14 protein-coding genes are annotated in these 14,716 nt (G+C 57.5%); 6 read left to right on the top strand and 8 right to left on the bottom strand.

Annotated elements, in window-relative coordinates; translation table 11 throughout:
- On the top strand, positions 1–248 hold a 248-nt coding region (locus tag J4G14_06305; protein ID MCE2457411.1), incomplete at its 5' end, for a hypothetical protein.
- A gap of 35 nt (positions 249–283) precedes the next feature.
- On the opposite strand, the gene J4G14_06300 is transcribed toward J4G14_06305, so the two are convergent.
- From J4G14_06300 to J4G14_06290, 3 genes are all read right to left on the bottom strand, one after another.
- Positions 284–871 carry a GNAT family N-acetyltransferase gene (locus tag J4G14_06300; protein MCE2457410.1) on the bottom strand — a complete coding sequence of 196 codons (588 nt, stop codon included), beginning with the start codon at positions 869–871 and terminating at the stop codon, positions 284–286.
- Positions 872–873: 2 nt separating this feature from the next.
- Positions 874–2,001 (bottom strand): FAD-dependent oxidoreductase, encoded by a 1,128-nt coding sequence (locus tag J4G14_06295; protein ID MCE2457409.1) that lies wholly within the window; start codon positions 1,999–2,001, stop codon positions 874–876.
- A 76-nt stretch (positions 2,002–2,077) separates the two neighbouring features.
- Positions 2,078–3,376: an MFS transporter gene (locus J4G14_06290; protein MCE2457408.1), complete on the bottom strand. Its 1,299-nt coding sequence runs from the start codon at positions 3,374–3,376 to the stop codon at positions 2,078–2,080.
- 141 nt (positions 3,377–3,517) lie between these two features.
- On the opposite strand from J4G14_06290, the gene J4G14_06285 reads away from it, so the two are divergent.
- The 4 genes from J4G14_06285 (at position 3,518) to J4G14_06270 (ending at position 8,706) form a co-directional block, all read left to right on the top strand.
- Positions 3,518–4,927: a DUF1800 domain-containing protein gene (locus tag J4G14_06285; protein ID MCE2457407.1), complete on the top strand. Its 1,410-nt coding sequence runs from the start codon at positions 3,518–3,520 to the stop codon at positions 4,925–4,927.
- 29 nt (positions 4,928–4,956) lie between these two features.
- Positions 4,957–6,096, top strand: a complete 1,140-nt coding sequence (locus J4G14_06280; protein MCE2457406.1) for a DUF1501 domain-containing protein — start codon at positions 4,957–4,959, stop codon at positions 6,094–6,096.
- A 79-nt stretch (positions 6,097–6,175) separates the two neighbouring features.
- Entirely contained in the window at positions 6,176–7,174 is a 999-nt protein-coding gene (locus J4G14_06275) for an NHL repeat-containing protein (protein MCE2457405.1), read from the top strand.
- 77 nt (positions 7,175–7,251) lie between these two features.
- Complete coding sequence (locus J4G14_06270) at positions 7,252–8,706, top strand: amidase (protein ID MCE2457404.1); 1,455 nt, start codon at positions 7,252–7,254, stop codon at positions 8,704–8,706.
- 71 nt (positions 8,707–8,777) lie between these two features.
- Here J4G14_06270 and J4G14_06265 read toward each other — a convergent pair whose 3' ends face one another.
- The 4 genes from J4G14_06265 to J4G14_06250 form a co-directional block, all read right to left on the bottom strand.
- A complete protein-coding gene (locus J4G14_06265) occupies positions 8,778–9,581 on the bottom strand; it encodes an ABC transporter permease (GenBank protein MCE2457403.1) in 804 nt (267 codons plus the stop codon).
- A gap of 50 nt (positions 9,582–9,631) precedes the next feature.
- Complete coding sequence (locus tag J4G14_06260) at positions 9,632–10,606, bottom strand: ATP-binding cassette domain-containing protein (GenBank protein ID MCE2457402.1); 975 nt, start codon at positions 10,604–10,606, stop codon at positions 9,632–9,634.
- Positions 10,607–10,735: 129 nt separating this feature from the next.
- On the bottom strand, positions 10,736–11,521 hold the full coding sequence (locus tag J4G14_06255) for an ABC transporter permease (GenBank protein ID MCE2457401.1): 786 nt from the start codon (positions 11,519–11,521) through the stop codon (positions 10,736–10,738).
- The gene (locus tag J4G14_06250; protein ID MCE2457400.1) at positions 11,499–12,392 is read right to left on the bottom strand and encodes an ABC transporter ATP-binding protein; all 894 of its coding nucleotides are present in this window, start codon (positions 12,390–12,392) and stop codon (positions 11,499–11,501) included. Before J4G14_06250 ends, J4G14_06255 begins: the two co-directional genes overlap by 23 nt.
- Before the next feature lie 242 nt (positions 12,393–12,634).
- Between J4G14_06250 and J4G14_06245 the strand changes: the two genes are divergently transcribed.
- Positions 12,635–13,711 carry an alanine--glyoxylate aminotransferase family protein gene (locus tag J4G14_06245; protein MCE2457399.1) on the top strand — a complete coding sequence of 359 codons (1,077 nt, stop codon included), beginning with the start codon at positions 12,635–12,637 and terminating at the stop codon, positions 13,709–13,711.
- 86 nt (positions 13,712–13,797) lie between these two features.
- Here the strand turns inward: J4G14_06245 and J4G14_06240 are convergent.
- Positions 13,798–14,716: cell division protein FtsH (locus J4G14_06240; protein MCE2457398.1), on the bottom strand; the 919-nt coding region annotated here is incomplete at its 5' end.

Here is a 14,716-nt window from a genome sequence, read left to right as displayed (position 1 = left end):
CTCAGAGCCGGCCGCAGATGCTTACCGACGACATGGGTGAGGCAGCCCGCAGGGTAATCACGATGGGCTGCGAAATCGACGCCGAGGCCTGTCCCGCTCTCTTCATCAGGGGGATCGAAGACTGGGGACTCCCAGACCCGGCAGGTCAGGGTGTGGATGAGACGAGAGAGATTCGTGACACGATCGCAAGGAAAGTGCTCGGCCTGATCCAAGAGATACTCGTCGAGAGTCAGAGCATCTCCCAGTAGACGACCCTTTAGACTTCAGGGCCCAGGCTTTTCGATCAGATATCTAAGTGCCCAAGTTCGGGAGCGACGTTCAGGGGCCTTTCCAGAATGATCAGGTCCTGCGGGCTACCCTGTATGTCCAGGATCCGCCCCCGCAGCTCGGCGACCTGCTCGAATCCCGCTCCCAGCGCAGCCTGAATCGCGTCCTGCTGATGACCCGAGACGAGCTCGAAGACCAGTGAGTGAAGGTCTAGATCTCGCCCTAGTTGGATCAACTCATGGATCAGGCGCACACCCAGTCCGCGCCTCCTGTACTCCGGTTCGACGACCACGCGGATCTCTCCCACATGTCTCCTAGCAGCCCGACGGCTCCGGTGGAGAGTCGCGTCCGCCAGAATACGGTTACCACTCACAGCTACCAGGGGGATCGTCTGCTCCAAGTCGATGTGCTCGGCGAATTCCGCTATTACCTCTGCCGAACCGACATCACTGTTCAGGTAGAATCGGTCTTCCTCCGGAACGCGGAGGAAGAAGCTCAGGAGCTCGTCCTTGTCGCCCGGCTGGAGCGACCTGATTGTGACCTGTTCGCCGTCGTATAAGGCAGCCTGGAGCGGAAACCTAATTAGAAAGCTGGGAGTAGTCACAGTTAGCCCCCTCCGTTAAACCTGTCGGCAACAAACTCGTCCACAGGGAGATCAGTACTGCCCTGTGTAACCACGTCAGCGATTGCCTTGCCTAGCCCGGGGCTGAGGAGAATACCCTTCTTTCCTGCTCCAGTTGCCAGATACGCGTTGTCCCAGCCAGGGGCAGTTCCCACAATCGGCATCCAGTCCGGCGACAGGGGCCTGAGGCAGGCAGTGTGGAGCACGATTTCGGCGTCCGCCATCGCGGGCATCAGCCGCAGTGCGCCCTGCATCAGCGTGGCGCGAGCTTCATCTGATGGCTCAAGATCAAAGCCTCGGTCTTCTTCAGTTGCACCAACCCATATCTGTCCGTTTTCTCGCCGGTTCAGTGATATCCCTGCCCCCTGTAGGTCAGCTGGGAGTGGGCCACTCGGCAAGGTCGTTCGCAGAATCTCGCCCTTGTACGGCTCAACGGGTACGTTTACTCTGAGCCAGTCGCCCACCTGCGCTGACCAGGGACCTGTTGCAAAGACAGCGGCTCCACAGGCAATGTTGCCTTCCGTCGTCTCCACGGAGGTGACTCTTTCGCCGTCTGTGCCGATACCTGTTACTTCTGCGGTGACGACAGACGCTCCGAGGGTTTCGGCGGCGCCGGCGAGAGATTGAGTGTACCGCTCACTGCTGAGAATGGCGTTTCCGCGCGTATCCAGCGCCCAGATCGCGTTGTCGGCGATTCGAGGTTCCAGTTCTCTAAGCTGGTTGGAATCGAGCCACTCCCCGCTGAAGTCGGAGTCGGCACGGTCAAAGATCTGCTGGGTCGATCGCATCGCATCGAGGTCGAAGCCGTTAAATGCAACCCGTACTGACGATATGATCTCCGGCTGGAAGTCGATCCCTGAGCGCTCAATGAGGTCGCCCCAGATGTCCTTGTGCATCTTGAAAGAAGTCATGGCAAGGGCACCCAATCGGCCAGGAATGCCAGCACCTTCAAGGGGGTTGAGTCCGCCAGCCGAGTAACCGGAGGCAAAGGCGGCTATTCCTTCTCGCTCAACTATCGTGGATGAGACTCCAGCAAGGCCCAGGTAGTACGCTACGGCGCATCCTGCCGCTCCCCCACCAACTATGACTACATCGGTCGAGTTTGAGGTCATTGTTCACCCTCCGAGATGTGTTTCAATCATACACGCACTGTAAGCGAATGCCACGCTGGATTTCAGAGTAAGGGAGTCACTCGCGACGCTTCTTCATTGGCCTTCGGGCGCTGAAGATGAGCACCGTAGCAACAGCGTACGCACCGAGCGCGTAGTACCAGATGACCGTATAGCCGTCGGTCGCTCGAAACAGAAGTGCACCCATCGTCGGTCCGAGTCCCAGGAAAGCCATCTGGAATGGACCGGTAAGTCCGGTAATGGTGCCGTAGGAAGCCCGACCGAAGTACTGCGCCAGCATCATGCTTCCCAGGACGTTCAGTCCACCCGATGCAATTCCCCACACAATTGCGACTACAAACCCGCCCGTGCCCCCTCCGGTTGGGATGAAGCAGGCCGCGGTGATCAGTGTAGCGGCAGTCGCGAAGGTCGCCAGTACGCGTGGCTGGTATCTATCGGCGAGTACCCCCCAGAAGGGGTTAACAAGGGCGCCCAGCATAGAACTCAGGCTCAATGCGATAACCGCAATCGGCTGAGAGATCCCTGAATCAACCAAGAATGGGACCATCTGAAAGCCCACTGTGCTGGATGTCAGAATTGTCAGCATCTCTGCCAGAACGATCAGCCAGAAGGCAGAAGTTGCCAGGGCTTCACCGGCAGACCAACTGCCGTCATCTGACGAGGAGGGCCGGTCGCGGCCTCTAGCTGTGGAGGTTGCCGCCCGAATAGGTGCAGGGCTCTCATCCCCATCGGGTCTGAGCCCTATGTCCTCTGGTCTCTTCCGCATGATCAGGAATAGGGGCAGGACGAGCAGGATTGAGAAAACCCCAAGAAGACGGTAAGCCACACGCCAGCTAGACGCGGCGGCAATGACCGAAATGATCTGGATATTGATCGCCCCGCTGACTGGCCTGAAAGTCGATACGAGCCCAATAGCGAGGTTTCTCTTGCGATGGAAGAAGTTGACCGCAACTGTCCTTGGCACTACGCCCACGAGGGCCGGGTTGGCAATAGCCCTGGCAATCATGTAAGCAGCGTAGAAGTGCCACACTTCGCGAATGCCCGCGAGAGCAATGAAGGAGACACCGGCAATTAGTGCAGCCGGCGGCATCAGCCGTCTTGGACCATGCTGGTCGACCAAGCGTCCGAAGATAGGGGCCAGCAGACCTGACATCCATGTGCCGGCCGTAACCGCGAAGGCGACAGTAGACCTGTCCCAGCCGAGGTCTTCGAATATCAGGTTTTGAATGCCTCCGATGACCACCTGGGCAACGCCGGTCGCGGCATAGGTTCCAAGCGCAGCCATGCCAAGGACTACCCATCCGTAGAAGATAGGCGTGCGAGGTGTCCATTCGACCAGTTTCAGGACTGCGCGCAATTTGGCGATACCGTTGAAGAGGTTGTGGGGCTGGGGTACAATACCGTCTAGCCTTACGATGTGGCAAGATGTGGTTGCGCAATCTGTAACATATCGCACTACTACTAGCGGAGTCTGAATTACGATCAAGGGGGCCAAGGAATGTCCAACAATGACCTCGCTCTGATCTCTCACCTGATGCGCCGTGCCGGTTTCGGCGCGACCAGAGCCGAGCTTGAGGAGCTGTCGACGAAGTCTTATGAAGACGTGGTCGAGGGTCTGCTCCATCCCGAGCAGGTGGAGGACCTGGATGAGGACGCGCTCATGCGCTACAACATGGAGCTGTCCTACCACGATGCGGTGCAGCTATGGGCTGGCAAATGGGTGTGGCGCATGATCAATTCCAGCCGTCCGCTGGAAGAGAAGATGGCGCTGTTCTGGCACCATGTCTTTGCCACCGCGTGGTACAAGAGCGAGCACAGCCCAACTATCATTCGGCAGATCGACATGTTCCGGGAGGTCGGCATGACCGACCTGCAGACCATCCTTCTGGATCTGTCGAAGGACCCGGCCATGAACTACTGGCTGGACAACTGCGAGAACCACGCCGACCAGCCAAACGAAAACTGGGGCCGTGAGCTACTAGAGCTGTTCAGTATGGGAGTCGGCAACTACTCTGAAGATGACATCAAGAACGCGGCCCGTGCATTCACGGGCTGGACATTCACCCAGCCGATCCCGCTGTATCCGTTTGGACACTATACGTCGGAGTTCAAGTTCCTACCTGAAGACCACGACGACAGCGAGAAGACGTTCCTGGGTCATACGGGCAATTTAAATGGTGAGGACATAATCGACATCGTAGTCCAGCAGGAACCCACCTACAGGTTCATTTCTCGCCATCTATACAACTTCTTCGTCGCAGACGAGCCACAGGTGCCGGCGTGGAATATCGAGCCTCCCAACGATCCTGAGGCAGTCGACGCCCTCGTAGAGGCCTTCCAGGAGAACAACGGGCAGATCAGGCCGGTGCTTAGGACTCTGTTCAACTCAGACTTCTTCAAGGCGGCCCAGTTCAAGAAGGTAAAGAACCCTGCAGAGTTGGTGGCTGGCACGATTAAAATTGTCGGCACCTACGACGAAGTTCCTGCTCCCGGACAGTCCGTTGGAGCTCTCAGCGGGGCAACGTCGGTCATGGGCCAGACGCTCATGAACCCACCCACGGTCGAAGGCTGGCATACCGGTCACGAGTGGATCGATGGCGGCACTTTAAATGAGCGAGTCAACTTCGCCGTCAACCAGTTCAACGACACGTCCGCGCCGGGCGTCCAGTACATAATCACAAGGCTCTCCCGAAGCGAGTCGCTTACGCCGGACGATCTTGTCAACCAGTGCCTCGACCTACTGGGTCCAATAGAAGTGGGCGAGGACACTCGTGGTGCCTTGGCTCGATACGCTGACAGCGTCGGGGACATCGATCTGAGCAGCGATCAAGCCATCACAGAGAACGCAGACAAAGTCGCACGGATGCTGCAGCTGATAGTCGCGTCGCGCGAATATCAGTTTGCCTAGACCGGCGCCCATTCAAGGAGGAATCAAATATGGCAGGTAACGGCAACGGGAAGTCTCCTGTCTTCGTCGTCGTCCAGATGACTGGCGGCAATGACTTCATGAACACCCTCATTCCCTATACCAGCCCCGTCTATCACGACAATCGGCCGCTGGTTGGCATCCCGCAGGACCAGGTCCTGCCACTGAACGACACGCTAGCGTTCCATCCACAGATGGGGCCGTTCAAGGACCTCTACGACCGCGGTATGGTCGCGATCGTGCAGGGCATCGGATATCCAAACTCGAACCGTTCCCACTTCAGGGGAATGGACATCTGGCACACGTGCGAGCCGCACGAAGTGTCAACCATCGGCTGGCTCGGACGAACACTTCGTGAGATTGATCCAGAGGGCGAGAACCCGCTTACAGGCGTCAACTTTGGTGTGGGACTTCCGCGGGCGATGGCAATGCCGGGTGTCCCTGTGACCAGTGTGTCCAACCTGGACAATTACGGCCTCATGACGGGGATCGATGCTGAAAACGAGCGCAGCCAGGCACTGGACATCTTCAAGCACATGTACGGCCCGGCAATAGGCACGGGGCCGGTCATGGAGTACCTGTCGAGGACGGGCCAGGACGTGCTAACCGGAGCCGACATCATAAAAGCCGCTCCTGAACAGTACGAATCAACAGTAGAGTATGCGGACAACCCCATCGCGAAGAGCCTAAGGGACGTCGCCAGGGTGCACACTGCTGACCTCGGAACCCGCATCTTTTATACCCAGCACGGAGGCTACGACACCCACGCCAACGAGGTGCCGACGCATCCCAAGCTGATTGGTGACCTGTCTGGCGCCATCCACGACTTCTTCGACGACCTCGAAGAGCACGATGCCGACGACAACGTAGTCATGCTGGTGTTCACTGAGTTTGGACGCCGCATCTATGACAACGGATCGGGCACCGACCACGGCTCAGGTGGCGGAGCCTTCATCATTGGCAAGCCTGTAGAAGGCGGACTCTACTCAGAGTACCCGTCCCTCGAGCAGAGTCGCTGGGTGAATGGCGAAGACCTGGAGCACACCATCGACTACCGCGGAATCTACGGCACGATCCTCGAGCAGTGGCTGGGTGTCGAAGCGGCCCCGATTGTGCTTGGTCAGTACGAGCAAATAAACCCGTTCAAGTAGACTTGGCTCAAATTGCCCGGGTACCCGCCCCCAACACAGAGTCGGGCCCGGGCCAGAATCTTCCGTCAGAGGTAAACCAATGGGACGACCATACGCCCTTCTGAGGTCTGGCTATCCGTACTACATGACACTCGGACAGCGTCGAGTAACTTCGAATCCGGTGGACATAGGCTTTGGTAAAGAGAACGTTTACGTCCTGACTCGCGGCGGTCTCGGCACGGAGGTGCGAGTCATCAACTGGGACGACGAGAACCTGGGGCTGCTTGGTACGGGAAATTTCACCTGGCCAACTGCTCTTTTGGTAGATGAGGAAGAGAACCTCTACGTCTCCGATGAGGCCAAGCATAGCGTCACTATCATGGACAAAGAGGGCACAGTTCTGGACACGTGGGGTGAACACGGCTCCGAACAGGGACAGTTGAACCGTCCATCCTCAATACAGTTCGACTCAGACGGAAACATATTAGTCTCAGACACTATGAATCACCGCATTCAGCGGTTCACAAGGGATGGAACCCACCTGCAGACCATTGACCACGGCCAGGGAAGCGCTGAGGGCGAGTTGAACATGCCCTGGGGCGTTGCGCTGGACGAGTTCGGTGATGTGTACGTGGCCGACTGGCGCAACGACAGGGTCCAGAAGTTCAACGCAGACGGTGAGTTTGTTATGAGCATCGGTTCCAAGGGCGACGAAAAGGGGCAGTTCAACAGACCAGCTTCCGTCACAGTCGATGCCCACGGGGACATCTACGTCGCCGACTGGCTGAATGATCGCGTTCAGATGTTCAACGCCGAAGGGCGCTTCATCGAGCAGTTCATCGGCGATGCAAACCTGTCGAAGTCGGGCCGTCAGTACATCCTGGCAAATACCGTCACACTAAGGCTGCGGGAGATGGCAGACCTTGAGCCGACAAGGCGTCTCAGCGCGCCATGCAGCGTCAGGGTTGATTCCGAATTCCGGCTGTTCATCTGCGACTTCGGACAGCACCGGATCCAGATCTACCAGAAGGAAGCCTACGAGCTGTCTGAGGACCAGATCGCTCCACCGCTGCGAAACCCGATACTGTTTACGACCTAGGCCGAAAATAAACACAGAAGTAGAAGTAAGAGGCGGGTCCACTCAGGCCCGCCTCTTTCATATCAAGAGGTGACTGAATGTCCTCCCTTGAGTTTGACCCATATGCCTCTGCAACCTCGATGTTACGTGGTCTTCAGAACCGGGTTATTTCCTCCACGGAACTTCTAGAGAACCATCTTGAGCGTATCGAGCAGTTCAATCCTGTCCTAAACGCGATCGTTACGCCAAATTACGAGGAAGCGCTTGCGGTTGCGCATGGAACGGACTCCAGTCGGTCACGAGGAGAGGACGCTCCTCTCCTCGGTCTTCCTCTGACCATCAAGGACTGCATCGACGTCGCCGGGCTTAACGGGACTGCCGGTGTGGAGGCATTTTCGGATCGCGTACCTGAATCCGATTCTCGTCTGGCAGCTCGTGTAAAGGAGGCCGGCGGAGTAATCATGGGCAAGACCAATGTCCCCCCCAATGCGGCGGACTGGCAGTCTTCAAACTCAATCTTCGGTCGCACCAACAACCCCTGGGATCTCGGGCGAACGCCAGGAGGAAGCACAGGAGGAGGTGCAGCCGCGGTTGCAGCGGGGCTTACGCCGCTGGAGTTTGGCAGCGACATCGGGGGTTCGATTAGAGTTCCAGCCGCTTTCTGCGGAATCTATGGCCATAAGCCGAGCGAGACTGCGCTTGCGCGGAGCGGCCATTTCCCCGGTACACCTCTGCCAAACCCCGCGGCAACGATGGCAGTACAGGGGCCACTCGCGAGAACTGCCCAAGATCTGGCTCTCGGGCTCGACGTCACCTCCGGTCCGGATGTTGGCGAGGACGTTGCCTGGAGACTCGAGATCCCCAATCCCAGGCACACGACTCTCTCAGATTTCAGGGTTGCAGTGATGCCCCAAATCGAGTGGCTCCCTTTGGACAGCGAGATCCTTGCCGCTCAGGAACAGTTGGTAGATTATCTTGTCGCCGGAGGAGCAAAAGTCGCGAAGACCCAGCCTGCTAACTTTGGAGATCTTCGCCGGCATCACCGTGTGTATTCGTCCATCCTAGGACTGATGACTTCGTCCGGAACTGCCGAGCAGAGAGGACGACTTGCCAGTAATATGCGTGCGTCCCATGATGAGTTTCAGATCGCAATGGCCGACGGCATTGAGGCCAGTGGGGGCGACTTCCTTGGATGGCTTCAGGAGAGGGAACGATTACGTGAGGGGTACCGTGAGTTCTTCAAGAGTTGGGACGTGCTTATCGCACCCATAACCCTGACTCCTGCGTTTCCTCATACTGAGGCGCCATGGCCGGAGCGAGTACTCACCGTCAATGGCTCGGAAGTCTCCTACGGACTGCAGACTGTATATCCTGCGGTCGCCACATTGTGCGGCCAGCCTGCAACTGCGTTTCCGGTGGGGTTGACACGTTCGGGGCTGCCCATCGGGCTCCAGGCGATCGGACCGTACCTTGAAGATCACACACCGATAACGTTCGCCTCACTCCTAGAAGGGGAATTCTCAGGGTTCAGACCTCCACCTAGCTATAGATAGGAATGCTTGCTCCAGTGCCAGAAGTTCCACTTCTTTATGACGGCGGCCTGCTCTCGCTGGCTTTCCGGCAATTAGCGCCTTCGTGTACGGCCCTTGAGTGCGGTCAGGGCCAGTGTTCCGCTGACCAGGCCAACGGCACCTATACACGCGAACCCACCTAGCAGGGCCTGAACGTCCCAGCCGGTGACAATCAGGGACCTGAGGGCATCCAGCAGATAGGTTACCGGGTTGAAGGTGGCAACAGTCGCCAGCCAGCCGGTCATTGCCTCTTTCGGTACGAACACGGTTGTCAGAAAGACGAACGGGAAGAACAGCAGGAAGCTGGAGTTCACGGCGGCAGGATTACCAGTCTTGAGGGCAATCGCGTAGGGAAACCCGGTAAACACCAGGCCCCATAGTCCGGACATGAATATGAAGAGCAGCAGACCAAGAGGCCCAGAAGCGAATGTGACGCCGACCAGGAATCCAATCGCAATCACTGGCAGGGTTAGTACAACCACCAATGTGAAGTCAGCTACTGTCAGCCCGATGAGCAGGGCAAGGCGGCTTACGGGTGTCAACGACAACCTGTCGAAATAGCCGGTCTGGATATCAGTGACCAGGGTAACTGCCCGAGAAATGCCGGTAACAGCAAATATGATAGCCACCGGAAGCTGGAAAGCCTTGTAGTCGATTCCGGGGATTCGCTCCGCCATGTCCTGCAAGGCGCCAACATTGATGGCAAAGAAGAACACTGGAATTACGAGGGCCGGGTAGACTGCTTCCGGATCGCGAGGTATCGAGCGCAGAGCTCGAATGGCGACGGAGATGACGTCGGAAAGGAATCCGGCATGACGTGCTCGGATGTCTGCCTGGGCAAGAGTTGCGGGGTTCAAAGTTGATCTCCAATTTGAGTGATCTGCTCAGGGCTCGGCCGAGTGGGTGTTCAGCGAGTGACTGGGACATCGTCGTCAGACTTGGCCTCTTCTTCCATGCGAGCGCCGGCAACACTGAGGAAAACGTCGTCGAGGGTCGGTGTGCGGAGAATAATCTCGCTGACAGCCACCTCCCTCTGAGCTAACGCCAATGCGACGCTGCTTATGGCTGCGGCACCATTGGGGGCCTGTATCAGCACTTCGCTGCCACGTGTCTCGACACCGGCGACTCCTGTCAGCCCGGATACTGCCTCCCGGGCCTGATCAGCCTGGCCATCGACCTGGGCGATGATGACATCGTTTCCGAGAGAGCGTTTAAGGTCGGAGGGAGTACCCTCGGCCATCAGCCTTCCCCGGTTGATGATTCCGACCCGGTCAGCGAGCTCGTCAGCTTCTTCAAGATACTGAGTAGTCAGGAAAATCGTTACGCCGAGATCGTGGTTTACGCGGCGCACTTCCTCCCAGACCCGTGTACGACTGATGGGGTCCAGCCCGGTGGTCGGCTCGTCCAGAAATAGAATCTGGGGATTGTGGATCAGGGCGGCAGCGAGGTCGAGCCTGCGCTTCATCCCCCCTGAGTATGTGCCAACGAACCTGTCGATGGCGTCCCCGATGTCTATCAGATCAGCTAGATCGTCAAGCCGCTGATTGACCTCCCGGCGCGACAGACCGTACAGTCTGCCCTGCAGTCGAAGAATTTCCCGACCGGTCTGCTTGGGGTCGAGGGCAGCATCCTGAAGGGCCGCGCCGATTCTTAACCTGATGTCCCCTGATTGCCTGACCAGGTCGTACCCGGCCACTATTCCGCGACCAGACGTAGGCATCAGCAAGGTAATAAGCATTCGGACCAGGGTGGTCTTCCCTGCCCCATTCGGTCCCAGAAATCCGTAAATCTCCCCTTCGGGTATCTCCAGATTGATCCAGTCGACTGCCTTTACATCCCCAAATGACCGGGCAATTCCCTCGGTCTGGACTGCGTATTCCATGGGCTGGCTGGGCCTCCAATTTGGACAAATTCAGTACAAGAGTTCTCTGACAGGCTAGCACTGCGCAGATGCCAGTATCAATGGCAAAAGCGACCCGAATTAGACCGCCTTTTAGGAGATCGGACGGAGCTATGACTCCTGCCAGCGAAGTTTCCAGAGTCCGGCGCCCAGACACACAGCCGAGAACACCACGAGAATCGCTACCTCGACGTAAACGTCAGGTTGGCCTGACAATGACTTCATCATACCGTCCGCCGCGTATCTCAAGGGAGACGCCCATCCGAATGCGCGCATGAGCGCAGGGGCCTGTTCCATGGGGAAGTACACCGGGCTCACCAGGGCCATGAAAATGCCAAGGAGGTTGGACATGATCCCTCCGACCTCAGGCGACGGAGCGTAACTCACCACCAGGAGGGTCAGCCCAGACATTGTGAGAAGCACGGTCAGAACTATAGGCAGGAAAGACCATGTGAACGTGAATTCGACGCCGGCGACCAGGGCAACAGTCAATAAGATGCACACAGCCGATCCGGAGAGAACTGAGCCCACACACAGGATGCCGGCAGCATAGGCAAAGCGGGACACCGGCATCGTGATTATGAGCTTGAGACGGCCCTGAAATCTGTCGAAGACGACGCTTTGCCCAAGCATTGAAGTCGTCAGCATGGTGGAACCAAATACGATTGTTCCGATCATCGCCCTGCGAATGGCATCGGGCGTGTCGGGCGCGAGTGCGCTGGCGAAGTAGAACATTCCAACCGGAAAGACCAGCGTCCCCATCAGGTACCAGTACCAACTTCGCCTAAGCAGGATGAACCGTATTTCAAAGATGCTGGCGACATCCCTGAAGAACTTCGCAGGTCCCGTGATGAGCGCTACCGCCGGTTCCGATTCAGTTCGAGCTTGACCGGCCATGGTGTTCCTCTTCGTCAGTCAAGGCCAAATAGACATCCTCAAGAGTCGTACGGCCAACGCTATATTGACCTATCCCTATCTGCCTGACACGCTCGACCAGTTCCCTCTCGTTAGTAACAAAGATGGTCTGCGTGGCAGAGTTCAGGCCGTCACTGGTATATGTGATCTTGAAGTCGAATCCTCTGGACGAGCGCAAGTTGGAAACAGTGTCCAGGGCCAGCAGCCTTCCCTGCGAGATGATCCCCACGCGATCACAGAGTGCTTCGGCCTCCTCCATGTAGTGGGTGGTCATCAGGATCGTCCCGCCCCTGCCCTTGTAGTCGCGCATCAGGTCCCACATGTCCCGTCGCGACTGAGGGTCCAGTCCCGTGGTGGGCTCATCCAACACGATCAGGCCAGGTCTCGCGATCATCGAGATTCCGACCATCACTCGACGCTTGAGGCCACCCGATAGCCTGACGGTTGTCACATCCCTGTACTCGGCCAGCCGCAGAACGGTCAGCAATTCTTTGGTACGACTGCTCGCGTCACGAGATGAGAGGCCCCTCAGCTTTGCGAAGATCTTCAGCGTTTCGTAGACCGTGAGCAGTTCGAAGAGCTGGGCCTCCTGTGGCACTACTCCCATCAGGTTCTTTGCGCCGATCGGATCAGATACCATATCTAGTCCAAACACGTGAATGCTACCTGACGTCGACAGGAGTTCAGTAGTGATCTGCCGTACGAGAGTGGTCTTCCCTGCCCCGTTCGGCCCTAGAATCCCAAGCATCTCCCCTGGGTGTGCGGCAAACGAGATGTCTCTGTTTGCGTAAGGACCGGAACCATAGCGCTTGTTGAGATGGTCAACTGTGAGGGGCAGGTCGGATGCTACCACTGGTACCTGTATCTGGTGAGAGGTTTAGTACGAGCTCTGGGGACCAACGGTCGTGACTCGTGCTTCTGCATATCAACGAGTTTAGCGGAGCGGCTGTGAATTCTCACCTGAGAAAGCTGTCAGCCGGCAGGCGTACCTGGAATCTCGCAAGCGAGATTGGCTGTTTGCTAGAATCCCTTGAGGGTTTTGCGTGCCTTGAACAGCCCGCCAACCACCCAAGTAAACGAGTCTGGAGAATTGAGATGAACCTGCGAATCCCCGGTCCGATTCCCGTGCCGGAAGACATCCTGGAGGACATGTCGCGTCCGATGATCAACCACAGGGGGCCTGAGTATAAGGACCTCCTGCTGAGTACGACGGACCGTCTGAAGCGTGTCTTCGAGACCGACGGGGATGTGTGGATCATCACTGGGTCGGGTACTGCGGCGATGGAGGCGGCGGTTGTCAACACGCTGTCCCCAGGGGACAAGGTTATCAACGCGACGATTGGAGTATTCGGGAACAGGTTTACCGACATCGCCAGCGCATACGGCGCCGAGGTGAATACGCTAGAGTTCCCTTTTGGCGAGGATATTGACCTGGACATCCTGAGGTCGGCGCTCCAGGCGGACCCGGATATCAAGGTAGTAACCGTTACACACAATGAGACCTCGACGGGAGTCGCTAACGACCTCCAAGCGGTGGCCAGCGTAGTGAAGGGTGAGTTTGACAAGCTACTCATTGTGGACGGGATCAGCAGCGTGGCATCGATCCCCATTTCCACGGACGCTTGGGAACTGGACGTGGTCGCTACAGCGTCCCAAAAGGGTTGGATGCTGCCGCCAGGCCTGGCGTTCATGAGCTTCAGCGAGCGAGCGTGGCAAGCCCACACTGAATCCCGAATGCCCAAGTTCTACCTGGATATGGCCCAGTACAAGAAGTACTACGAGATCGGGCAGCCACCTTACACACCGTCGGTGTCTGTCATGTTTGCACTCGACAACGCACTAGATCAGCTTCTCGATGAGGGAATGGGTTCAGTGTACGAGCGTCACGCCGCCATCGGACAGTTCACGAGGGACGGCGTGCGCAGTCTGGGCCTCGAGCTGTTTGCTAAGGATGAGAGCTACGCATCCAATACTGTGACCGCTGTGAGCATCCCTGACGGCGTTGATGCTGGTGACCTGGTAGGAAGGCTACGAACTGAGCACAACGTGATCGTGTCCGGCGGTCAGGCGTCGCTTGCAGGTCAGATATTCCGCATTGGCCACATGGGCAAGACAACAGAGTCCGACATCGAAGAGACGATTCAGGCGCTGAGGGCGGTGCTGAACAGCTAGCATCCGGTCTTTAAGAACTAACCATCAGCCAAAGAAGAAGGGCGGGCCATGTGCCCGCCCTTTAAGTTTCCAGGTTCGAATGGTGGTCAGTCGCCCACCGGCGCGGGTGCAGGCGGCGCGGGCGCCATCGGAGGTGCGTCCGGTTGAGGCCCTAGATCGTCCTCTGGGCCAGAGTCAGGGCTCTCGTCCGTGGATTCCGGTGGCGGTGTTTCCCACAGGGTGTCCAATTCGTCCACTTCTATCGTCTCAAATTCGATGAGATACTCAGCAAGCTGCTCAAGTTTGGGCATGTGCTCCCTGACGACTTCAGTAGCCATGTTGTAGGCACTATCGATGATATCGTGAACCTCTGAGTCGATGATCTCTGCGATCTTATCGGAGTAGTCTCGCTGCTCAGAAATCTCTCGGCCCAGGAATACCATCTCTTCCCGCTTGCCAAAGGTGCGGGGTCCAAGCTTTTCACTCATACCGTATCGAGTGACCATTTGTCGCGCGATGTTGGTGGCCTGCTCGATGTCACTGCCTGCGCCGGTTGTAAGCTGGTTGAACACCTCTTCTTCGGCCACACGTCCACCCAGTGCGGCGGCCAGCATGTCCGAGAACTGGGCACGTGTCCACAGATTGCGGTCTTCTTCTGGCAGGTAGCGTGTATGCCCACCGCTCTGACCCCTGGAAACGATGGTCACCTTGAACGGGTTGTCGGCGTTCGGCAGGAAATGCGCAACCAGGGCGTGCCCGGCCTCGTGATAGGCGGTGATCTCCTTTTCCTGGTCGTTAATTGTGCGGCTCTTTCGTGCAGGACCGAGCAGGACCCTGTCTATGGCCTCTGTGAACTCAGAGAGCGCAATGAGCTTCTTGGTGCGTCGGGCAGCGAGAATGGCTGCCTCGTTCACAAGGTTTGCTAGATCGGCTCCACTAAAGCCAATCGTCTGGCGTGCCACCCGCTCCAGGTCAACATCCTCATCCAACGGCTTGCCGTTGGAGTGGACCTTCAGGATCTCAGTA

It is taken from the genome of Dehalococcoidia bacterium, from assembly GCA_021295915.1.
In the GTDB taxonomy this organism is placed as follows: domain Bacteria; phylum Chloroflexota; class Dehalococcoidia; order Lucifugimonadales; family UBA1123; genus VXRN01.
This window is presented reverse-complemented; position numbering and strand designations above follow the sequence as displayed.

Bases quoted from the DNA above. Each gene is read 5' to 3' on its own strand.
- J4G14_06295 (MCE2457409.1), bottom strand. From the start codon at position 2,001: ATGACCTCAAACTCGACCGATGTAGTCATAGTTGGTGGGGGAGCGGCA.
- J4G14_06285 (MCE2457407.1), top strand. From the start codon at position 3,518: ATGTCCAACAATGACCTCGCTCTGATCTCTCACCTGATGCGCCGTGCC.
- J4G14_06280 (MCE2457406.1), top strand. From the start codon at position 4,957: ATGGCAGGTAACGGCAACGGGAAGTCTCCTGTCTTCGTCGTCGTCCAG.
- J4G14_06275 (MCE2457405.1), top strand. From the start codon at position 6,176: ATGGGACGACCATACGCCCTTCTGAGGTCTGGCTATCCGTACTACATG.
- J4G14_06270 (MCE2457404.1), top strand. From the start codon at position 7,252: ATGTCCTCCCTTGAGTTTGACCCATATGCCTCTGCAACCTCGATGTTA.
- J4G14_06260 (MCE2457402.1), bottom strand. From the start codon at position 10,606: ATGGAATACGCAGTCCAGACCGAGGGAATTGCCCGGTCATTTGGGGAT.
- J4G14_06255 (MCE2457401.1), bottom strand. From the start codon at position 11,521: ATGGCCGGTCAAGCTCGAACTGAATCGGAACCGGCGGTAGCGCTCATC.
- J4G14_06245 (MCE2457399.1), top strand. From the start codon at position 12,635: ATGAACCTGCGAATCCCCGGTCCGATTCCCGTGCCGGAAGACATCCTG.